This window comes from Azospirillum sp. UENF 211521 (genome assembly GCF_058780535.1).
Genome location: NZ_JBSNCF010000001.1, coordinates 2,618,877 through 2,638,293 on the forward strand (window position 1 = coordinate 2,618,877; position 19,417 = coordinate 2,638,293).

Annotated in this window: 20 protein-coding genes and 1 tRNA gene; 12 read left to right on the plus strand and 9 right to left on the minus strand. The window is 70.7% G+C overall.

Annotation, left to right across the window (positions count from 1 at the left end; genetic code table 11):
* The first annotated feature begins 133 nt into the window (after positions 1–133).
* The 5 genes from ACWPN5_RS12310 to sugE all read left to right on the plus strand — a co-directional run bounded on the left by ACWPN5_RS12310 (position 134) and on the right by sugE (position 2,959).
* A complete protein-coding gene (locus tag ACWPN5_RS12310; RefSeq protein ID WP_145686938.1) occupies positions 134–1,126 on the plus strand; it encodes a hypothetical protein in 993 nt (330 codons plus the stop codon).
* 19 nt (positions 1,127–1,145) lie between these two features.
* On the plus strand, positions 1,146–1,718 hold the full coding sequence (locus tag ACWPN5_RS12315; protein ID WP_492295576.1) for a hypothetical protein: 573 nt from the start codon (positions 1,146–1,148) through the stop codon (positions 1,716–1,718).
* Positions 1,715–2,260, plus strand: a complete 546-nt coding sequence (locus tag ACWPN5_RS12320; RefSeq protein ID WP_492295578.1) for a hypothetical protein — start codon at positions 1,715–1,717, stop codon at positions 2,258–2,260. The genes ACWPN5_RS12315 and ACWPN5_RS12320 overlap by 4 nt, the downstream gene beginning before the upstream one ends.
* Before the next feature lie 82 nt (positions 2,261–2,342).
* On the plus strand, positions 2,343–2,516 hold the full coding sequence (locus tag ACWPN5_RS12325; protein ID WP_492295580.1) for a hypothetical protein: 174 nt from the start codon (positions 2,343–2,345) through the stop codon (positions 2,514–2,516).
* Between the two features lie 125 nt (positions 2,517–2,641).
* The gene (sugE, locus tag ACWPN5_RS12330) at positions 2,642–2,959 is read left to right on the plus strand and encodes a quaternary ammonium compound efflux SMR transporter SugE (protein ID WP_492295582.1); all 318 of its coding nucleotides are present in this window, start codon (positions 2,642–2,644) and stop codon (positions 2,957–2,959) included.
* Between the two features lie 19 nt (positions 2,960–2,978).
* Here sugE and ACWPN5_RS12335 read toward each other — a convergent pair whose 3' ends face one another.
* From ACWPN5_RS12335 to murA, 4 genes are all read right to left on the minus strand, one after another.
* Positions 2,979–4,010 carry an SDR family oxidoreductase gene (locus ACWPN5_RS12335; RefSeq protein ID WP_492295584.1) on the minus strand — a complete coding sequence of 344 codons (1,032 nt, stop codon included), beginning with the start codon at positions 4,008–4,010 and terminating at the stop codon, positions 2,979–2,981.
* Between the two features lie 96 nt (positions 4,011–4,106).
* The gene (locus tag ACWPN5_RS12340) at positions 4,107–4,526 is read right to left on the minus strand and encodes an OsmC family protein (protein WP_145686951.1); all 420 of its coding nucleotides are present in this window, start codon (positions 4,524–4,526) and stop codon (positions 4,107–4,109) included.
* Positions 4,527–4,539: 13 nt separating this feature from the next.
* On the minus strand, positions 4,540–5,010 hold the full coding sequence (locus ACWPN5_RS12345; RefSeq protein WP_247888365.1) for a DUF2948 family protein: 471 nt from the start codon (positions 5,008–5,010) through the stop codon (positions 4,540–4,542).
* A 50-nt stretch (positions 5,011–5,060) separates the two neighbouring features.
* Positions 5,061–6,353, minus strand: a complete 1,293-nt coding sequence (gene murA / locus ACWPN5_RS12350; protein WP_492295587.1) for a UDP-N-acetylglucosamine 1-carboxyvinyltransferase — start codon at positions 6,351–6,353, stop codon at positions 5,061–5,063.
* A gap of 233 nt (positions 6,354–6,586) precedes the next feature.
* Between murA and ACWPN5_RS12355 the strand changes: the two genes are divergently transcribed.
* Positions 6,587–7,066 (plus strand): GNAT family N-acetyltransferase, encoded by a 480-nt coding sequence (locus ACWPN5_RS12355; protein WP_492295589.1) that lies wholly within the window; start codon positions 6,587–6,589, stop codon positions 7,064–7,066.
* Here the strand turns inward: ACWPN5_RS12355 and ACWPN5_RS12360 are convergent.
* The 3 genes from ACWPN5_RS12360 to ACWPN5_RS12370 form a co-directional block, all read right to left on the minus strand.
* Complete coding sequence (locus tag ACWPN5_RS12360; protein WP_492295591.1) at positions 7,035–7,964, minus strand: EamA family transporter; 930 nt, start codon at positions 7,962–7,964, stop codon at positions 7,035–7,037. The two genes, ACWPN5_RS12355 and ACWPN5_RS12360, sit on opposite strands and share 32 nt — an antisense overlap.
* A 237-nt stretch (positions 7,965–8,201) precedes the next feature.
* Positions 8,202–10,169, minus strand: coding sequence for an asparagine synthase (glutamine-hydrolyzing) (gene asnB / locus ACWPN5_RS12365; protein ID WP_492295592.1), 1,968 nt, complete (start codon positions 10,167–10,169; stop codon positions 8,202–8,204).
* Positions 10,170–10,184: 15 nt separating this feature from the next.
* Positions 10,185–10,523: a hypothetical protein gene (locus tag ACWPN5_RS12370; protein ID WP_014240524.1), complete on the minus strand. Its 339-nt coding sequence runs from the start codon at positions 10,521–10,523 to the stop codon at positions 10,185–10,187.
* 188 nt (positions 10,524–10,711) lie between these two features.
* On the opposite strand from ACWPN5_RS12370, the gene ACWPN5_RS12375 reads away from it, so the two are divergent.
* The 6 genes from ACWPN5_RS12375 to ACWPN5_RS12400 all read left to right on the plus strand — a co-directional run bounded on the left by ACWPN5_RS12375 (position 10,712) and on the right by ACWPN5_RS12400 (position 17,157).
* On the plus strand, positions 10,712–11,695 hold the full coding sequence (locus tag ACWPN5_RS12375) for an SDR family NAD(P)-dependent oxidoreductase (protein WP_145686958.1): 984 nt from the start codon (positions 10,712–10,714) through the stop codon (positions 11,693–11,695).
* Between the two features lie 10 nt (positions 11,696–11,705).
* Positions 11,706–12,896, plus strand: a complete 1,191-nt coding sequence (locus ACWPN5_RS12380; RefSeq protein ID WP_492295594.1) for a glycosyltransferase family 4 protein — start codon at positions 11,706–11,708, stop codon at positions 12,894–12,896.
* Complete coding sequence (locus ACWPN5_RS12385) at positions 12,893–13,924, plus strand: MraY family glycosyltransferase (protein WP_492295596.1); 1,032 nt, start codon at positions 12,893–12,895, stop codon at positions 13,922–13,924. The genes ACWPN5_RS12380 and ACWPN5_RS12385 overlap by 4 nt, the downstream gene beginning before the upstream one ends.
* Positions 13,924–14,877 carry an NAD-dependent epimerase/dehydratase family protein gene (locus tag ACWPN5_RS12390; RefSeq protein ID WP_145686963.1) on the plus strand — a complete coding sequence of 318 codons (954 nt, stop codon included), beginning with the start codon at positions 13,924–13,926 and terminating at the stop codon, positions 14,875–14,877. The genes ACWPN5_RS12385 and ACWPN5_RS12390 overlap by 1 nt, the downstream gene beginning before the upstream one ends.
* Positions 14,878–14,947: 70 nt before the next feature.
* A complete protein-coding gene (locus ACWPN5_RS12395; protein ID WP_492295598.1) occupies positions 14,948–16,909 on the plus strand; it encodes a polysaccharide biosynthesis protein in 1,962 nt (653 codons plus the stop codon).
* Positions 16,910–17,082: 173 nt separating this feature from the next.
* Positions 17,083–17,157, plus strand: a tRNA-Thr gene (locus tag ACWPN5_RS12400).
* A gap of 280 nt (positions 17,158–17,437) precedes the next feature.
* Here ACWPN5_RS12400 and pal read toward each other — a convergent pair.
* On the minus strand, positions 17,438–17,914 hold the full coding sequence (pal, locus tag ACWPN5_RS12405; RefSeq protein WP_145686967.1) for a peptidoglycan-associated lipoprotein Pal: 477 nt from the start codon (positions 17,912–17,914) through the stop codon (positions 17,438–17,440).
* 148 nt (positions 17,915–18,062) lie between these two features.
* Positions 18,063–19,415, minus strand: coding sequence for a Tol-Pal system beta propeller repeat protein TolB (gene tolB / locus ACWPN5_RS12410; RefSeq protein WP_094307343.1), 1,353 nt, complete (start codon positions 19,413–19,415; stop codon positions 18,063–18,065).
* Between the last annotated feature and the right edge of the window lie 2 nt (positions 19,416–19,417).

A 19,417-nucleotide genomic window follows, 5' to 3' on the forward strand; every position in this document is an offset into this window, starting at 1 on the left:
GGACCTCAAAAATGGGATTTCCGATGGCAGGGACCTGGACGGCATGACCCCAGATTGCACGGGCAGGAACGGTGCCCCCCTGGATGGCCCTGATCGGGATGGCCCTGATCGGGATGGCCCCGACCGGGACGGCGTGCCGGGCGGCCGGTACGCGGCCTTCCGCCGGTTCCTGTCGCGCTTCGACCATCGTCCCGGCGCGGCGCGAGCCGCGGAGCGATCGGCCGGGTTACCGGTGCGCGCCATGCTTCTCGGTCTGCTGTCCAGCCGGCGGCAGGCGCACACGCGCCGCCTGTGGGCGCGCTGGCTGGAGCCGGTGATGCTGCGCGACCCCGCCCTGCTGTCGATCGCCGACCCGCTGCCCGGCTGCATCCGCGTTCTCGACACCGCGGGCTGGTGGCCGGCCTTGTCGCGACGCATGGACGACCTTCCGGCCACCGTGCAGAACCGCCTGGACAACCGGCTGGCCGACGGCGCCCTGGACCGGGTGCTTGCCTCGCCGGAGATGGTGGATTGGGCGGAAGTTCTGCGCGACCGCTCGCTGACCGTCCTCGACGCGCTGCGCACCGACCCAACCGCGCTCGCCCTGTTCCTGGAGGAGGCCAACACCCACCGCATGCGCGCCGCCAGCGCCCTGGCGATCCCCGGCGGCGTCGTGACGCTCCGGCCGCTGGACGGCGCGGACGTGGAGACGCTGGCCGCCGCGCTGCGCCTGTCCGACGGATGGCGGACGCTGGGCGGGCGGGCGCCGGACATGGAGATCGACGAGTTGCTGGCCTGCGTGCGCGGCGCGATGGCCAACGACAGCGTCCCGCCGGAGGCGATGGCCCTGTTCGCGGTGGCCGGTCTCTACGCGCGCCGCGATCCGTTGCTCGGCGCGGCGCTGCGGGCGCTGCTGCCGCTGCCGCTGGTCGATTCCGCCGCCGCATGGCTGACGGCGCACAGCGAGGAAGCGGATGGCGGTGTTTCGGACACACCGATGCGCGGCGGCAGCCCGGCGCACGCGCCCGACCGCGGGCTGCGGGACCTGTTCGAAGCCGCGCGGCGTTCCGGGCAATCCCTGTCCGCGCCGCCCGCCTCTCCCCTGGCCGGGGTGATGAACATCACCGGCACACCGGGCGGGCGCTGACGGTTCGGATGGTGACGCGATGAACATGGACACCTTCGCCCTCGCCGTGCTGGTCCTGTGCGTCGGCGCGCTCGGCTTGGCCGTGGTCTACGAGGCCTCGCGCCTGACCGCCACCGGCAGCCGCAAGGCGCTGCTGCGGCGCAAGCTGGAGGCCCAGGCCGCCGACCTCGCCGACCTCGGCCGCCGCATCGAGGTGGCCCAGGCCGAAACCGCCTCGCGGCAGGAAGCCCTCGACCGGCTGACCGCCGAGCGGGGTCGTCTGACCGGCCTGATCGCGTCGGTCAAGGCGTCCAAGATCGCCCTGGTGCATGAGGTCGGCGACGCGCAGAGCGGCGCCCAGCGCTATGAGAGCGAGTTGCGCACCGTCCCGGACTTCGCCCGGCTCGATCCCCGGCGCATGCTGTTCGCGCGGGCCATCTGGGATCGCCGGAACATCGCCCGCGTCTGGGCCGACACGCCGGATGCGGCCGCGGCGATGCTCCAGCGCGCCTTCAGCGCGCGCAATGGGGTGCTCTCCTCGCAGCCGGAAACAATCCCGTTGATCCCGGCCGCAAGCGGGGCCAACGACAGCGCACGGCCGGGCTCACCATGACCGCGATCATCCTCTACGCCTCGCTGCTGCTGCTGGCGGTCAGCGTCCTGGTGAACCGCATGGGCGAACGCCGCGTCCGCGCGGCGCGCGGCGAGATCGCCACCGCCGAAAAGGACATCCGGACCATGGAGCAGCGCGTCCAGGAGGCCCGGAAGACGCTGGAGACGACGCGCGGTACGCTGGGTGGCCTGGAGGAGGCGCTGGCCGAGGCCAAGCGGCAGACCGAGATTCTGGAGCGGCAGCTCGACGCGGCCCAGCAGGCGCCGATGGAGCTTTTCCACGTCTTCGACCGGCTGGAGGCCCGCCCCGGAACCATCTGGGAGGTGTCGGTCCGCCGCGCCCCGGACGCGCTCTACACGAGCGGCGCCATGGCCGCCTCCTGGCGCGACGGACGGGCCTATCTGGTCGTCGCAGCCAACCAGAAGGAGGCGCTGGACCGCGTCGCCCAGCGCTTCCCCCGCGTGAACGGCTACGAGATCGGGCCGGTCCTGACCTGTCGCCTGTTCCTGCCCAGGGACGCGACGGAGCGCAAGCGGGCCTGACGCGTCCTGTGAGGCCCGCCACAGCGCGGGGATGCCGCCGCCGCTAGGGTGGGATGAACGCCCCTTCCGCCCCGGTGACGCCATGACCCGCCGCATCGCAACGCCCCCTCAGTCGCCCTCCCCGCCGCAGCCGGCCAGCCGCGAGCGCCCCGCGCCCGGCTTCACGGTCCTGCCCTTGGACGACCGCCGCTGCCCCCGCCGCGAGGTCGCCATGCTGTGCGAAACCGACAGCGGCCACCGCTGGGACGGGGCTTGACCGGGCCACCCGCATCCCTATATCCCGGTCGCCCTCCCGTGAGGACGACCTCACCACGGCACACCCGTTTCGGGTGTGGGAGTTCGGCGGGGACGACCCTGCCTCCAATCCATCGGAGGTGTTCCATGCCTTGGGTCATCCTGTTCTTCGCCGGCCTCTTCGAAATCGGCTGGGCCGTCGGCCTGAAGCAGACGGAGGGCTTCACCCGCCCGCTCGCCACCGCGCTGACCATCGCGTCGATGGTCGCCAGCCTCGCCCTGCTGGGGATGGCGCTGAAGTCGCTGCCGCTCGGCACCGCCTACGCCGTGTGGACCGGCATCGGAACGGTGGGCACCATCATCCTCGGTATCTTTATCTACGGGGAGTCCGCCGACATCCTGCGGCTCGGCTGCATCGCGCTGATCGTCGCGGGCATCCTCGGGCTGAAGCTCATCACCCCCTGACGCTCCGCTGGCGCCGCCATCAGGCGCGTTCCTTCCGCAGGGCCGCGCGCGCCGCGTAGCCGATCCCCCCGGCCAGGGCCAAGCCGGCGAGGATGGCGATGCCGCGCGCCGCGGTTCCCGTGGTGCTGAGCGACAAGCGCTCCTCCTGCCCGGTGAAGCGTCCGTGCGTGCGATGCAGGCCGGGCACCGGCTCGAACAGGTTGTCGGGCCGGCCGGGTGCCTCCGCCTCCTCCGTTTCCTGCCCCTCGAAGGCGGTGAAGGCCGCCCGGTAATCGGCGTAGGCGGGCAGCGCCTGGGTCCCGATGATCGCTTCCGCCGTGGTGAATCCCAGCCAGTGCTCCCGCTTCGGGTCCGCCGCGGCCTGGACGATGGCGTGGCCGATGTCGTCCGGGTCGAAGATGGCGCCGACCGGCTTGGCCCGGTGTGGCATGTGGCTGCGCGCCCAGTCGAACTGCGGCGTGTTGACGGCGGGCAGATGGACCATGGTCACCCGCAGGCGGCTGCCGTCGTGGATGAGTTCCGAGCGCAGGCTGTCGACAAAGCCGCGGATGGCGCTCTTGGCCCCGCAATAGGCGGCCTGGAGCGGAATGGAGCGGTAGGCCAGCGCCGACCCGACCTGCAGGATGAGGCCGCGGTCGCGCGGCAGCATGCGGCGCAGCGCCGCCATCGTGCCGTGGACGGAGCCGAGATAGGTCACCTCGGTCACCCGCCGGACCTCTTCGGGCGTCAGGTCGCGGATGCGCCCGAACACCGTCACCATGGCGTTGTTGACCCAGACGTCGATGGGACCGAGCTCCCGCTCGGCCTTGGCGGCGGCGGCCTCCACGGCCTCGGCGTCGGCCACGTCGGCGGGCAGCACCAACGCCGTACCGCCGAGCCGCTCGATCTCCGCCGCCACGTCCTCCAGCGCGTCGCGGGAGCGGGCGATCAACCCGACCGCCGCCCCCCATTCCCGCGCGAAGGCAAGCGCCGTCGCCCGCCCGACCCCGGCGGACGCTCCTGTGACGACGACGATGGGCCGGTTGCGGTCGGCGATGGGGTTGCTGGACATGGCGGCGGGGCTCCATGGGCTGGGACAGGCATCGACGCTGTCCAAACCCGTGCGGGGCCCGCCGGTTCCGCCACCATAACTCCGCCGCCGGCGCCCTTACGGCGCCTCGACGATCTCGAAATCGTGGGTGATCGCGGCGGTGGCGCCCAGCATGATGGAGGCGGAGCAGTATTTCTCGGCCGACAGGGCGATGGCGCGCTCCACCTTCGCCGGGTCCAGGCGGCGCCCGGTCACCACGAAATGGACATGGATCTTCGTGAAGACCTTGGGGTCGGTCTCGGCGCGCTCGGCCTCGATCTCGGCCACGCAGTCGGTGATGGCCTGACGGCCCTTCTCCAGGATCATCACCACGTCGAAGCCGGTGCAGCCGCCCATGCCGATCAGCAGCATCTCCATGGGACGGATGCCCAGGTTGCGGCCGCCCGCCTCCGGTGCGCCGTCCATGACCACGGCGTGGCCGCTGCCGGACTCGCCGACGAACATCCGACCATCAACCCACTTCACCCGCGCCTTCATGGCGGTCTCCCGATTATTGTTCGTCTTCCAATGGATGGCACGGCTTGCAGCCGGTCGGCCAGGGCTCGCCCAGATCCTCCACGAAGCAGGTCCAGGACGGGCTTTCAAGCCGGATGCAGGCGCCGCCGGCGAAATTCAGGACCAGGGCGCCGTCGGCCGCCTCGACGGAAAGCAATTCCAGGATCTGCGCGCGGTCCTTCACGTCGAGGCCGCGCAGCTTCACGGCCTTCACCCCCTCGATGCGCACGCCGCAATTGACGCGCTCGAAGGGGTTCAGGTGGTCGTCGTCGGCGGTCGGGCCGGGTCGGCGCCGGTCCGCCGTCTCCCACTTGAAGCGGTTGGCCACCAGCACGAAGCGCGCCTCTTCGGGCAGGAAGCACATGTCGCCGATCGGCAGGATGGCGTCCTGCAGGCAGGCGGAGACGACTTTCAGATCCTCGGCATCCTGGGCGCGCAGGCGGATCGGCGTGGCGGACATGGGCATCCTCGTGGGCTTCCCTTCGCTGTGGACGGCTGGACGGGCGCAGGACGCCGTCAGTCGTCCTCCGCCCGGATGCGTTCGATGTCCGCGCCGCAGGCCGCCAGCTTGTCCTCCAGCCGCTCGTAGCCGCGGTCGAGGTGATAGACGCGGTTGACCGTCGTCTCCCCTTCCGCCGCAAGACCGGCCAGGACCAGCGACACCGACGCGCGGAGATCCGTCGCCATAACGGGCGCGCCGGTCAAACGCTCCACACCCCGGACGAGGGCGGAGGAACCGTGCACCGTGATGCGGGCTCCCATGCGGGTCAGCTCGGGCGCGTGCATGAACCGATTCTCAAATATGGTCTCGGTGATCATGCCGGCACCCCTGGCCGTGCACATCAGGGCCATCATCTGGGCCTGAAGGTCGGTGGGGAAGCCGGGATAGGGCTCGGTCATCACGTCCACGCCGACCAGCTCGCCGTTGGCGCGGGACACGCGGATTCCGTTGTCGATCTCGGTGAACTCCACGCCCGCCGGGACCAGGGCGGTCACCGCCGCCTTGATCAGGTCCAGGCGGGTGTTCAGGATGTCCAGCGTGCCGCCGGTCATCGCCGCCGCCATGGCGTAGGTGCCGGTCTCGATGCGGTCCGGCACCACCATGTGGCGGGCGCCGTTCAGCCGGTCGACGCCGACGATGGTCAGCCGGTCGGTGCCGATGCCGGTGATCTTCGCGCCCATCTTGACGAGGCATTCGGCGAGGTCGCTGACCTCCGGCTCGCGGGCGGCGTTGACCAGCACCGTGGTGCCGCGGGCCAGCGTGGCGGCCATCAGCAGGTTCTCGGTGGCGCCCACCGACACCTTGGGGAAGACATACTCCGCACCGCGCAGGCCGCCCTGCGGCGACTTGGCGACGATGTAGCCGCCCTCGATGCGGATGTCCGCCCCCATGGCCTCCAGGCCCTTGATGTGCAGGTCCACCGGGCGCGCGCCGATGGCGCAGCCGCCGGGCAGCGACACCTTGGCCTCGCCGCAGCGGGCGAGCAACGGGCCGAGCACCAGGACGCTCGCCCGCATCTTGCGGACGAGGTCGTAGGGGGCCGTGGTGTTGGTGATGTCGCGCGCGGTGAACTCCACCACGCGGCCGGCGCAATCCCCGCCCGCCCCGGCCATGTGGATCGCGACGCCGTGCTGGAGCAGCAGGTTGCACAGCGTGTTGATGTCCGCGAGGATCGGCAGGTTGGTGAGCGTCAGCGTCCCGTCGGTGAGGAGCGCCGCGGTCATCAGGGGCAGCGCCGCGTTCTTGGCGCCGCCGACCGTGATCGACCCGTGAAGGGGCTTGCCGCCGCGGATGCGGATCTTGTCCATGAAGCTGTCTTGTCCGGTCAGATGCTGTCGAAAAGGCCGAAGCCCGGCGGATTAGGCCATCTTGCGGGTCCGAGGGTCCACGACACGCCCATCGTCGGCGGACGTCTCGGGAGTTGTACGGGGATTGAATCTGTCAGGCGTTGTAGCGGAGCATGCGGGCGCGCTCAAGGGAAGGAATTGAGGCTTTTTCTCATGGAAGCCCTTCTCCCGCCGCAATTGAAAGGACGGACCGCGTGACACAGGACAGCGCCCGGGACAACACCCAGGACAGCATGATGGCCGGGCTGACCCTCTCCCTCTCCGGACGGCTCGACCCGGACGAGGTGAAGCAGATCCACGGCGAACTGCGCGCCTTCAACGAGCGCTTCACCGCCCCCTACGACCTGCGGGACCTCCAGGTGACCGTCCGCGACGCGGACGGCGCGCTGATGGCCGGGCTGACCGGTTACACGAACTGGGAGTGGCTGTACGTGGACTATCTGTGGGTCCATGACGACCGGCGCGGCGGCGGCCTCGGCGCCCGGCTGCTGGCCGCCGCGGAGGCGGAGGCGGTGAAACGCGGCTGCCGCTGGTCGCGCCTCTACACCTATGATTTCCAGGCGCCGGGCTTCTACCGCAAGCAGGGCTACGCGGTGTGGGCGGAGATGGAGGGCTATCCGCCGGGGCACACGCAGATTTGGCTCAGGAAGGCTCTGCGGCCGGACGGGGAATAGCCTGCACGGCGGACTCGTTGCGCTTCAGGAAGACGATCACCGCGCAGACCACGGCCATCCCGGCGAGCTGGGGCAATTCGAAGGTTTCGCCCAGCAGCAGGAAGGCCGTCACCCCGGCGAAGACGGGATCGAGCATGCCGATCACCGTCGCCGGGAACGGCTCGATGGTCTTCAGCCCTTCCAGATAGAGCCAGTAGGGCGCCACCGTGCCGAACACGCCGATGAACAGCACGAAGCCCACGGTCTCCCAGGTCACCTCGACCGCCGCGTAGTCGATGGATGGCGTGGCGAGCAGCCAGAACAGCGCCGACACGAAGAAAGGCCAGAAGGTCATCGACCAGCTGTCGAGCCCCCGCCGGTGGCCGTGGGCGCAGCGGACATTGTAGGCGGCGAAACACACGGCGCAGAGCATGCCCACCGCCGCCCCCAGCGCGTTGCCCGACCACAGGGCCGGGTCGTAGGCGCCGACCAGCAGGAAACAGCCGGCGGCGTTGCCGGCCAGGATCAGCGCCACCGCCCGGTTCATCCGGTGGGTGCCGAGCAGCAGCCCGGCGGCCACGATCAGCATGGGCGCGGTGTATTCCAGCATCAGCGCCAGCGCCACGTTGGTCAGGGCGATGGCGTAGAAGAAGGTCAGGTTGACCAGCGTCAGCCAGACCGCCAGCTCCCCCAGGAACGGCAGGTCCGCCCGCCGCACCCGGATCGGCCGGCCGAGCGCCAGCATGATCGCGGCCAGCACGGCGGCGGACACCATGGCGCGCACCGCGATCATCACCAACGGCGGCATGGAAGCGACGAACATCATCTTGGCCGCTGTCCCGGCCACGCCGAACAGCAGGGCGGAAGCAATGATGCAGCCATAGCCCCACAGGCGCGCCCGCGCCGACTCAACCCTCATCGCCCCGCCCTGCCCCGTTCCGGATCGGCGGCAACGATACCGTGCGCGTGAAACCGGACCGATGCGGCAAATGCGTCATCGGCCCTGCAACGGTCAGACCGGCTGGCCGTCCTTCTCCCGCCCGCGCGCCTGCTCCTTGCGCTTGCGCAGGTTCTCGCGCAGCCGGGCGGCGAGCCGGTCCTGCTTGTCGTCCTTTTTCGGCAAAACGGCGGGAGTTCTTGGTCTGGTCTTCCATGGTCATGCGGCGCTCGCGGCAAGCGGGGCCGGGGCGGCGGCGCTGCCCCAGCGGCGGTTCCAGTCCTGAAACATCAGCACGTTCCAGAGCCGGTGCTGGTTGTTGCGGATTCCGGCCAGATGCTCCGCCCAACAGGCGCGGATCGGCGCGGGGTCGAAGAAGCCTTCCCGGCGCAGCCGCCCCTCATCCAGCAAATCCTCCGCCCAGTCGCGCAGCGGGCCGCGCAGCCAGCCGTCCAGCGGGATGGCGAAGCCGGCCTTGGGCCGCTCCACCAGGGCCGGCGGGACATGGCGGTAGAGCACTTGGCGCAGTAGCCACTTGCCCTTGCCGTCGCGCAGCTTCTGCGCTTGCGGCACGCGCCAGGCGAACTCCACCACCCGATGGTCGAGCAGCGGCACGCGGGCCTCCAGCGACACGCCCATGCTGGCGCGGTCCACCTTGGCCAGGATGTCGTCCGGCAGGTAGGTGACGCTGTCGAGATGCTGCATGCGCTCGACGAAATCCGGGATGCCGGCGGCCAGCCCGTCGTCCCAGGCCGGGCCATGCGGCTCCCGCCCGCCGCGGACCAGCGCGTCGGGGTCCTGCCACTGGCTGACCAGCCGGCGGTAGATGGCGTCCGGTCCGGCGGCGTCCAGCACCCCGGCCAGCTTGTGCAGCTTGTCGCCGGTCTGGCGCGGCCGCCGCCCCTCGGGGATCAGCCCGGCCAGCGCGTCCCAGCCCGCGGGCCGGACGGCGCGGATCAGCCCGGCGGCGCCCCGGCGCAGCCCGGCGGGCAGCGGCGCCATCCGCCGCCACAGGGCGGGCGCCGTGAGGTAGCGGTTGTAGCCGGCGAACAGCTCGTCCCCGCCGTCGCCGGACAGCGCCACGGTGACGGAGCGCCGCGTCATCTCCGACACCAGCAGCGTCGGGATCTGCGAGCTGTCGGCGAAGGGTTCGTCGTACCAGTCGGCCAGCTTGGGAATGACTTCCAGCGCGTGGCTGGCCTCCACCCGAAGCTCGGTGTGCTCGGTGCCGAGATGGGCGGCGACCGCACGGGCGTGCACCGCCTCGTCGTAGCCGTCCTCCCCGAACCCGATGGTGAAGGTGCGCACCGGCCGCGCGCTCTGCGCCTGCATCAGCGCGACGACGGTGGAGCTGTCGATCCCGCCGGACAGGAAAGCGCCCAGCGGCACGTCGGCCATCATCTGCCGCCCGACCGCGTCCTTGAGCAGGGACTCCAGTGCGTCCGTCGCCTCGGCGTCGGACAGCGACAGCCGGTCGGCGATGCCGGCCCGCGCCGCGTCGCCGGCGTCCCAATAGACGGTGCGCTCGGGTTCGCGCCCCGGACGGACGGTCAGGATGCTGCCCGGCTCCAGCTTGTGGACGCCCTGGTAGATGCTGTGCGGCGCCGGGACGTAGCTGAAACGGAGATAGGCAGACAGCGCGTCGCGGTCGATCGCCGCCGTGAAGGAGGGATGGGCGCGCAGTGCCTTGGGCTGGGAGCCGAACAGCAGCGTCCCGCCCATCCGCGCCCAGTAGAGCGGCTTCACGCCCAGATGGTCACGGACAAGGTAGAGCGCGCGCTCGCGGCGGTCCCACAGGGCGAAGGCGAAGATGCCGACCAGACGCCGCACGGTGCGCTCGACGCCCCAGGCGGCGCAGCCCTCCAGCAGGACTTCGGTGTCGGAATGGCCGCGGAACCGGTGGCCGGCGGCTTCGAGTTCCGCCCGCAGGTCCTGGAAATTGTAGATCTCGCCGTTGTAGGCGATGACCCAGCGCCCGTCGGCCGATTCCATCGGCTGGCGGCCCAGCGGCGACAGCTCCACGATGGCGAGCCGCCGGTGGCCAAGCGCGATCCCGGCCTCCCCGTCGGCCCACACGCCGTCCCCGTCGGGGCCGCGGTGGGCGATGGTGTCGGCCATGCGCCGTGCTGTGGCCTCAAGCCCGGAGGCGGAGCCCGGGCCGGCCAGAAAGCCGCAGATGCCGCACACGGCGCGCGCCCTCGCTTAGTGGTCGGAGCGGTGCAGGATGCTGTCGCGCAGGCCCGTCTCGTAGGCCATGCCCTCGGCGGTCACCACGCCGTAACCGGCGTCGCGGCGCAGCATGCCCTTGCGTTCGAGGATGGTCCAGACGGCCTCGTTGGTCAGGCCGGTGGCGTCACGCGAGGCGACGACGGCGCTGCCCAGATGGAAGTGGTTGCCATGGGCGTGCGGCAGGTTGGTGACCTGGAAAGCACCCTCCTCGCCCTCGACCGGCTTCTGCTCCAGACGGGCAAGCTCCTGAAGAAGGGTCAGCGTCTTAAGCTGCAGCGGGTTGAGGTTTGCGGGATTCTTTTTCGGCGGCATGGATGTCCGGCTCGGCAACGTGATTAAGGTTGCGGCAGTAGATCGGGTGCGCCCGGCGGCTGTCAAGCGGCGGGCGCTGTTTGCGGGCTGGCATCCGACCATCGGCTCGGGCATAAGACGGGCTGGAGGCGCGCGCATTCGTTTCATCCCTGGGTCTGGCCGGCGCGCGCCCGTCAAGGGTGGTGGATATGACGATCGTGGTCACCGGCGCGGCCGGTTTCATCGGCTCGCACGTCGCGGCGGCCTTGCTGGATCGCGGCGAGACGGTGTTGGGGATCGACAACCTCAACGACTACTATTCCGTGGCGTTGAAGGAAGCCCGTCTGGCCCGCCTCGCCACCCGTCCCGGCTTCCGCTTCGTCAAGGCCGACGTGTCCGACCGCAGCGCCATCGAGGCGCTGGACCCCGATTTCGCCGACGCCACCGGCGTGGTGCATCTGGCCGCCCAGGCCGGTGTCCGCTACTCGCTGGAGAACCCGTACGCCTATGTGGACGCCAACGTCACCGGGCAGGTGGCGCTGCTGGAGGCGGCGCGGCGCATGCCGAAGCTGAAGCATTTCGTCTACGCCTCGACCTCCTCGGTCTACGGCGCCAACAAGAAGATGCCCTTCTCGGTCGAAGACCGCGTCGACTCCCCCATGTCCATCTACGCCGCGACCAAGAAGGCGGCGGAGATGATGACCTACGCCTACTGCCACCTCTACAAGTTCCCGGCGACCGGCCTGCGCTTCTTCACCGTCTACGGCCCCTGGGGGCGTCCGGACATGGCCGCCTACCTGTTCGCCGACGCGATCATGGCGGGCCGCCCAATCCGCGTCTTCAACGAAGGGCGGATGAAGCGGGATTTCACCTTCGTCGAGGACATCGCGGCGGGCGTGCTGGCGGCGCTGGACCACCCGGCGCGGCCGGACGGCAACGGCGCGCCGCACGCCGTCTACAACCTCGGCAACAACCGGACCGAGGACCTGATGCGCTTCATCGGCATCATCGAGGAGTCGCTGGGCCGCGAGGCCGTGAAGGTCATGGAGCCGCTGCAGATGGGCGACGTGCCGGAAACCACCGCCGACATCGAGGTCAGCCGCCGCGACCTGGGCTATGAGCCGAAGACGCCGATCGACGTCGGCCTGCCCCGCTTCATCGCGTGGTACAAGGATTATCACGGCATTGCCTGAGGCCCGTCCCGTGAACCCCCGCGCCGCAACGGCCCGCCGGAAGCTGATCTATCTGGTGACGGAGGACTGGTATTTCTGGTCCCACCGCCTGCCCATGGCCCGCGCCGCCCGCGAGGCCGGGTTCGAGGTCGCCGTCGCCACCCGCGTCGCCCAGCACGGCCCGCGCATCGAGGCGGAGGGCTTCCGCGTGCTGCCGCTGTCCTGGCAGCGGCGCAGCATCAACCCGGCGGGCGCCCTGTCCGCCGTGGCGGAGATCGCCGCGCTGTACCGGCGGGAGGCACCGGATCTGGTCCACCATGTCGCCATGAAGCCGGTTCTTCTCGGCGGGCTGGCCGCCGGGCTGGCCGGGGTGCCGGCGGTGGTGAACGCGCTGACCGGGCTGGGCTCCGCCTTCATCGGCACCGGCGGACTCAAGTCCCGCGTTGCCGGCGCGGTGGCGCGGCCGCTGCTGCGGACGCTGCTGAAGCGCCCGAACAGCCTGACCATCCTGCAGAACGACGATGACCGCCGGACGCTGGTGGCCGCCGGCCTGCTGCCCGACGAGCGGGCCTGGATCATCCGCGGTTCCGGCATCGACACCACCCATTATCAGGTTCTTCCCGAGCCGCCCGAACCGCCGGTGACGGTGGGCTGCGTCGCCCGCCTGCTCGCCGACAAGGGCGTCGGCCCGCTGGTCGAGGCGCAGCAGATGCTGCGGACCAGGGGGCTGGACGTCCGGCTCCTTCTGGCCGGCACGCCCGATCCGGAGAACCCGACCTCCGTGACCCAGGCCGAGCTGGACCGCTGGGCCGCCCTTCCCGGCGTCGAGTTGCCCGGCCACAGCGCCGACGTGCGGCAGGTCTGGGCACGCTGCCACATCGCCGTGCTGGCCTCCCGCCGCGAAGGGCTGCCCAAAAGCCTGCTGGAGGCCGCGGCCTGTGGGCGGGCCATCGTCGCCACCGACGTGCCGGGCTGCCGCGAGGTGGCCCACGCCGGCGAGAACGCCCTGCTGGTCCCGCCCGACAACGCCGCCGCCCTGGCCGACGCCCTGGAAACCCTGGTGCGCGACGCCGCCCTGCGCCAACGCTTCGGCGCCGCCAGCCGGAGGCTCGTCGAGTCCGACATGGCGTCCGACCGGGTGGGCGCGAAGACGGTCGAACTGTACCATCGCCTGCTGAAGTCCAGCCAATCGGGCATGGCCCCGGTCGCGGAGGCATCATGACCAGCCCCCTGGCCCCGTTTCTCGCCCTCTGCGGCAGCTTCGCCCTGTCCTGGCTGCTCACCGGGCGGGTGCTCGCCTATCTGCGGCGCAAGGCGATCCTCGACCACCCGAACGACCGGTCCAGCCACTCCATCCCGACGCCGCGCGGCGGCGGCTGGGGCGTGATGCTCACCCTCCTCCCCGCCTGGACGCTCATCGCCATGACGGCGGACCATCCGCTGCGGGCGCTGCCGATCCTGGCCGGAACGGTCGCGCTGATGGCGGTGTCCTGGATGGACGACCGGCGCGGGCTGGGTCCGGCGCCGCGGTTCCTCGCCCAGATCGCCGCGGTGGTCGCCGGGCTGGCCGCGCTTCCCGGTGGGACGCTTCCCGGCGGCCCTCTTCCCGGAGAGGGGCTGGTGTTCCAGGGCCTGCTGCCCTTCTGGGCGGACCGGCTGGTGGCCGCGGTCGGCTGGCTGTGGTTCGTCAACCTGTTCAACTTCATGGACGGCATCGACGGGCTGGCCGGCGGCGAGGCGGCGTCCATCGGCGCCGGGCTGGCGCTGGTCGCCACGCTCGCCGCGCTCGACCCGGCGCTGGCCCTCTATGGACTGGCCGCGGCCGGGGCGGCGCTGGGCTTCCTGGTGTGGAACTGGCACCCCGCCAAGCTCTTCATGGGCGATGTCGGCAGCGTGCCGTTGGGCTTCACGCTGGGCTGGCTGTTGCTGGCCCTGGCAGCCTCGGGGCTGTGGGTGGCGGCTCTGCTCATCCCCGCCTATTTCCTGGCCGACGCCACCGTCACCCTGCTGCGCCGTCTGGCCGAGGGCAAGAAGGTCTGGCAGGCCCACCGCGAGCATTTCTATCAGAAGGCCACCCAGCGCGGGCGCAGCCACGCCCAGGTGGTCCGGCTGGTTCTGACGTTGAACGTCGCGCTGCTGCTGCTGGCCGTGGCGTCGCTGGCGCTCGGCTGGGTGGTGCTCCCGGCGGGCGCCGCGGCGGTCGTTCTGCTGCTGGCGCTGCTGGCGCGGCCTGTGCGGGCGGCGGCGTGATGCGAGTCCTGGTCACCGGGGCCACCGGTTTCGTCGCACGGACGGTCATTCCCCTGCTGGTGGCGCGCGGGCACAGCGTGCGCGCCGTGGTTCGCCGCCCTGACGTTGCGGTTCCGCAAGCGGCGGAGACCGTCACCATCGGCGACATCGGCCCGGCCACCGCCTGGGGCAACGCGCTCCAGGGCATGGACGGGGTGGTCCATCTGGCCGCCCGCGTCCACGTCATGCGCGACCGCGAGTCCGACCCGCTGGCCGCCTTCCGCCGCGTCAACACCGCCGGAACCCGCGTGCTGGCCGAGGCCGCCGCCGCGGCCGGCGTCAAGCGCATGGTCTATCTCAGCAGCGTCAAGGCGCTGGCCGACGAGAGCCGTCCGGACGAGCTGAGCGAGGAGACCGAGCCCGACCCGCATTCCCCCTACGGCATCTCCAAGCTGGAGGCGGAGCGCGCCCTGGCCGAGATCTCCACCCGCACCGGGCTGGAGGTCGCGGTGATCCGCCCGCCGCTGGTCTACGGCCCCGGCGTCGGCGGCAACTTCCTGCGGCTGATGCAGGCGGTGGACCGCGGCATTCCCCTGCCGCTGGGATCCCTGGAGAACCGGCGCAGCCTGATCTTCGTCGGCAACCTCGCCGACGCCATCCAGGAGTGCCTGACCCACCCGCAGGCGGCCGGCGGGCGCTTCCTGGTCCATGACGGGCGTCCGATGTCCACGGCGGAGCTGGTGCGGGCCATCGCGGAAGCGTTGGACAAGCCCGCGCGCCTTCTGCCCGTGCCGCCGTCCCTGCTGGCGCTCGCCGCGCGGCTGGCCCGGCGCGAGGCCATGCTCGACCGCATCGCCGGCTCGCTGGTGATCGACGACGGGGCCATCCGCCGCGCCCTGAACTGGCGCCCGCCCTGCTACCCTGCGTACGGCTTGCGCCTGACCGCCGAATGGTTCAAAGCTGTGCGCGGCTGAACGGCCATCATGGCCGCGGGTTGCCCGAAAGGGAACGGCCCCGGCAAAGCGATATTCCAAGGTAAAGCGCATGCGCATCCCGTCCCCGCGGGCGTCCCTCGTCTACCTGCACGACCTGACGATGACGGCCGTTTCCCTGGTTGTGGCGCTGTATCTGCGCGTGGGCCAGCAGGCGTTCGACGAATACAGAGACCCGCTGCTGACGGGCCTTCCCATCCTGGTGCTGATCGCGGCGGTGGTCTTCCGCCTGTCCGGCCTGTACCGCGGCATCTGGCGCTACGCCTCCGTTCCCGATCTGGCGCAGCTTCTGCGCGCGGTCACGATGGTCGTGCTGTGCTTCGTCGCCGTCATGTTCCTGCTGACCCGGCTGGAGTCCCTGCCGCGCTCCCTGCCGGTGATCCTGTGGTTCGTGCAGCTCGTCCTGCTGGGCGGGCCGCGCTTCGCCTACCGGCTTCTCAAGGACCGCCGCCTCGGCCTTCACGATCCGGCGTCGGGGGGCGTCCCGCGCATCCCGGTGCTCCTGCTCGGCGTCAGCGACGCGGCCGAGCTGTTCATCCGCTCACTCGATCAGAACGCCGGGGCCGCCTACCGCGCGGTCGGCCTGCTGGACGACAAGAACCGGCGCATCGGCCACGCCATCCGCGGCGTGCCCGTGCTGGGCGGCCCCGACGACCTGCCCCGCGTGGTCGAGGAGCTGGCGCAGCGCGGCGACCGCCCACAGCGCCTGATCATCGCCAAGGGACAGGCCGACGTGCCCGGCACCGTCCTGCGCGACCTGCTGGAGCAGGCGGAATCGCTCGGCCTGTCCATGGCCCGCCTGCCCAGCCTGACCGAGTTCAAGTCGGCGCTGGGCGAAGGCAAGATCGAGGTGCGGCCGATCGCGCTGGAGGACCTGCTGGGCCGGCCCCAGGCGGTTCTCAACCGCGGCGCCATCGCCAGTCTGGTGACCGGGCGGCGCGTCGTCGTCACCGGCGCGGGCGGCACCATCGGCAGCGAGTTGGTCCGCCAGATCGCCGCCCTCGAACCCGAAACGCTGACCCTGGTCGATGCCGGGGAGTTCAACCTCTACAGCATCGAGATGGAGGTGCGGGAGCGCTTCCCCGCCCTGACGCTCCAGGCGGTCATCGCCGACGTGCGCGACCGCGACCGCATCTTCCGCCTGTTCCAGGCGCAGCGCCCGCACATGGTCTTCCACGCCGCCGCGCTGAAGCATGTGCCGCTGGTCGAGGCCAACCCGGCGGAAGGCGCGCTGACCAACGTCATCGGCACCCGCAACGTCGCCGACGCGGCGCGGGCCAACGGCTGCCAGGCGATGGTGCTGGTGTCCACCGACAAGGCGATCCGCCCGACCAGCGTGATGGGCGCCACCAAGCGCTTCGCCGAGTGCTACTGCCAGGCGCTCGACATGCTGCCGCCGCGCGACGGCGGCGAGACGGCGACCCGCTACATGACCGTCCGCTTCGGCAACGTGCTGGGCTCCAGCGGGTCGGTGGTGCCGCTGTTCACCCGCCAGCTCGCCAAGGGCGGCCCCCTGACCGTCACCCACCCCGACATGCGCCGCTACTTCATGACGGTGCGCGAGGCGGTGGAGCTGGTGCTCCAGGCCTCGGCCCACGGCGTCGCCCGCGCGGAGGAGCGCGGCAAGGTGCTGGTGCTCGACATGGGCGAGCCGGTGAAGATCGTTGACCTCGCCCGGCAGATGATCCGGCTGGCCGGCTACCGGCCCGGCGAGGACATCAAGATCGAGTTCACCGGCCTGCGCCCCGGCGAGAAGCTGTTCGAGGAGATCCTGACCTCGGCGGAGGCGCCGTCGCGCACCGAGGCCGACGGCGTGTTCCTCGCCTCGCCGCGGGTCATCGACTACGCCCTCATCAACCGCGCCCTGGGCGAGCTGGAGACGGCGGCGCGCGCCGGCGACGCGGAGCGGGTGATGACGATCCTCTCCAACATCGTCCCCGACTTCCGCGCCGAGGCCGTCCTGCCGCCGCCGAGCGCCTTCGGCGGCACTCCGAGCGAGGCCGGGGCCGGCTGACGGAGGACGCGCGGGCATGATCCCGGGCGTGTCCATGGGCGGGGATTTCCCCGCCCATTTTTCTTTGGCGAAAAGGCTCTTCCCCGCTTGCATCGCGGCAAAGCCTGTGGCATAACCCGCGCCACTTCGACGGTTGGCCGCAAGTTCTTCCCGGCCAGCATCACCGTCCCGGCGCTGCCGTAGCTCAGTGGTAGAGCACTCCCTTGGTAAGGGAGAGGTCGAGAGTTCAATCCTCTCTGGCAGCACCATCCTCCCTCTTTCTGATTTCTTCGAGAATGCTGAAGCGCAGCCGTTGCCCGGCTTGCGTGGCTTTTTGCGTTCTGCCCCCACCCTAACCCTCCCCCGCTGCGCAGGGGAGGGAATGGATGCCGCTTCGCATAAGGCCCCCTATCCCGCGCAGCGGGGAAGGGTCGGGGTGGGGGCAAAGGATCGCCAAGCTCAGGCACCCTTCCCCACACCCCAAAAGAAAACGCCGCCCCGGATCGCTCCGGAGCGGCGTTTCCCTTGGAACCCGGACGGGCGCCGTCGTTAGTCGACGACGGTCACGCCACGGCGGTTCTGCGCCCAGGAGGCCTCGTTCGAGCCGAGGACCGCCGGCTTCTCCTTGCCGTAGGAGATGACCTTGACGCGCGAGGCGTTGATGCCGCCGGCGACGAGGTAGTTCTTCACCGAGTTGGCGCGGCGCTCACCCAGGGCGAGGTTGTACTCGCGGGTGCCGCGCTCGTCAGCGTGGCCTTCGACGGTCACGGTGACGTTCGGGTACTGCTTCAGCCAGGACGCCTGACGATCCAGGGTGGCGCGAGCCTCCGGAGCCAGGTCGTAACGGTCGAGACCGAAGAACACGCGGTCGCCGACGTTGACGACCAGGTCTTCCTGGGTGCCGCCCTGAATCTGCTTGGTCTGGGCAGTGCCGGTGCCAGCGCCGTTGCCGGCATCCTTCGGAGCGGTTTCGCAAGCGGCGACCAGAGCGACGGCGGCGATCAGGCTCAGATACTTGATACGCATGTTAAATGACCCCCTAAGCGACACGAGATGTTTTGACCGGATTGTGGTGGAAGAACGCCGCCGACTTCCGCCAGACCCCGACGGAAGTACCGACTTCCGGCCTTCGTCTTGAGCGTCGTTCTTGCGCGCGCAAAATAGGGCTACTCCACTAGGGAATCAAGGGCGACCATGCGGGATCGGAGCCGTCGAGCGGAGTGATCACACGGCGTTCGTTTGCGCCCGTCACGTCGATGGTGTAGAGCTTCGCGCTTCGCCCGCGGCCGTCGCCGGCCGGAACGTCGCGGAAGAAGCTCAGCACGCGGCCGTTCGGCGCCCAGGTCGGGCCTTCCACGTGGAACGACTCGGTCAGGATGCGCTCGCCGGTGCCGTCCGGACGGATCACGCCGAGCGCGAAGTTGCTGCCCCGCTGGCGGGTGAAGGCGATCAGGTCACCGCGCGGCGACCACACCGGCGTGCCGTAACGGCCCTCGCCGAAGGTCAGGCGCTTCGGCCCCGAGCCGTCCGCGTTCATGATGTAGAGCTGCTGGCTGCCGCCGCGGTCCGACTCGAAGACGATGCGCTGGCCGTCCGGCGAGTAGCTGGGACCGGTGTCGATGCCCGGCGAATCGGTGAGCTGGGTCTGGCGGCGGGTCCGCAGGTCGAGCGCGTAGATGTCGGTGTTGCCGTTCTGCGCCATGCTCATGATGACCTTGTTGCCGTCCGGCGAGAAGCGCGGGGCGAAGGTCATGCCGACGAAGTCGCCGAGGACTTCCTGGCGGCCGCTGTCGATGTTGAACAAGTACACGCGCGGCTTCTTGTTGAAGTACGACATGTACGTGATTTCCTGGGTCGCCGGCGAGAAACGCGGCGTCAGGACGAGATTCTTGCCGTCGGTGAGGAACTGATGGTTCTCACCGTCCTGGTCCATGATGGCGAGCTGCTTCTTGCGCGCGTTGGCCGGGCCGGATTCGGCCACATAGACGATGCGCGTGTCGAAATAGCCCTCTTCGCCGGTCAGCCGCTTGTAGATGGCGTCGGCGACGATGTGGGCGATGCGGCGCCAGCTGTCGGCGGTCGCGGTGTAGCTCAGCCCCTGCATGTACTGGCCGGCGGCCACGTCCCACAGGCGGAAGTCCACCTTCATGCGGCCGTCGCCCATGGCGGTGGTGTTGCCGGCGACCAGCGCCTGGGCGCCGACGGCGCGCCAGTCCTGATACCGCGGCTCGCCGGAGCGGAGCTGGTCGGGGGTCTGCAGGAAGCCCTTGGGGTCGAGCGGGCGGAACAGGCCCGACCGCTCCAGATCGGCGGCGACCACCTTGGAGATGTCCGAGCCGACCTGCGCCTCGCGCCCGCCGGCACCGGCGAAGCTGGTGATGGCGATCGGCAGCGGCTCGACCACGCCCTTGGTGATGTCGATTCGCACCTCGGCGCGGGCCGGGGCGGGCGCCGCGACGCCGAGGGCGAGCAGCAGGGCGCCGGCGCAGCCGGCGGCCTTCAGCAGGAGCCTCGTCTTCTTCGTCATCG

What these genes read in the sequence shown, in the direction of transcription:
- ACWPN5_RS12395 (WP_492295598.1), top strand. Translation starts at nt 14,948, where the DNA reads ATGCGCATCCCGTCCCCGCGGGCGTCCCTCGTCTACCTGCACGACCTG.
- ACWPN5_RS12320 (WP_492295578.1), top strand. Translation starts at nt 1,715, where the DNA reads ATGACCGCGATCATCCTCTACGCCTCGCTGCTGCTGCTGGCGGTCAGC.
- ACWPN5_RS12385 (WP_492295596.1), top strand. Translation starts at nt 12,893, where the DNA reads ATGACCAGCCCCCTGGCCCCGTTTCTCGCCCTCTGCGGCAGCTTCGCC.
- ACWPN5_RS12360 (WP_492295591.1), bottom strand. Translation starts at nt 7,964, where the DNA reads ATGAGGGTTGAGTCGGCGCGGGCGCGCCTGTGGGGCTATGGCTGCATC.
- ACWPN5_RS12370 (WP_014240524.1), bottom strand. Translation starts at nt 10,523, where the DNA reads ATGCCGCCGAAAAAGAATCCCGCAAACCTCAACCCGCTGCAGCTTAAG.
- murA (WP_492295587.1), bottom strand. Translation starts at nt 6,353, where the DNA reads ATGGACAAGATCCGCATCCGCGGCGGCAAGCCCCTTCACGGGTCGATC.
- ACWPN5_RS12390 (WP_145686963.1), top strand. Translation starts at nt 13,924, where the DNA reads ATGCGAGTCCTGGTCACCGGGGCCACCGGTTTCGTCGCACGGACGGTC.
- ACWPN5_RS12375 (WP_145686958.1), top strand. Translation starts at nt 10,712, where the DNA reads ATGACGATCGTGGTCACCGGCGCGGCCGGTTTCATCGGCTCGCACGTC.
- sugE (WP_492295582.1), top strand. Translation starts at nt 2,642, where the DNA reads ATGCCTTGGGTCATCCTGTTCTTCGCCGGCCTCTTCGAAATCGGCTGG.
- ACWPN5_RS12335 (WP_492295584.1), bottom strand. Translation starts at nt 4,010, where the DNA reads ATGTCCAGCAACCCCATCGCCGACCGCAACCGGCCCATCGTCGTCGTC.
- pal (WP_145686967.1), bottom strand. Translation starts at nt 17,914, where the DNA reads ATGCGTATCAAGTATCTGAGCCTGATCGCCGCCGTCGCTCTGGTCGCC.
- ACWPN5_RS12340 (WP_145686951.1), bottom strand. Translation starts at nt 4,526, where the DNA reads ATGAAGGCGCGGGTGAAGTGGGTTGATGGTCGGATGTTCGTCGGCGAG.
- ACWPN5_RS12325 (WP_492295580.1), top strand. Translation starts at nt 2,343, where the DNA reads ATGACCCGCCGCATCGCAACGCCCCCTCAGTCGCCCTCCCCGCCGCAG.
- ACWPN5_RS12345 (WP_247888365.1), bottom strand. Translation starts at nt 5,010, where the DNA reads ATGCCCATGTCCGCCACGCCGATCCGCCTGCGCGCCCAGGATGCCGAG.
- tolB (WP_094307343.1), bottom strand. Translation starts at nt 19,415, where the DNA reads ATGACGAAGAAGACGAGGCTCCTGCTGAAGGCCGCCGGCTGCGCCGGC.
- ACWPN5_RS12315 (WP_492295576.1), top strand. Translation starts at nt 1,146, where the DNA reads ATGAACATGGACACCTTCGCCCTCGCCGTGCTGGTCCTGTGCGTCGGC.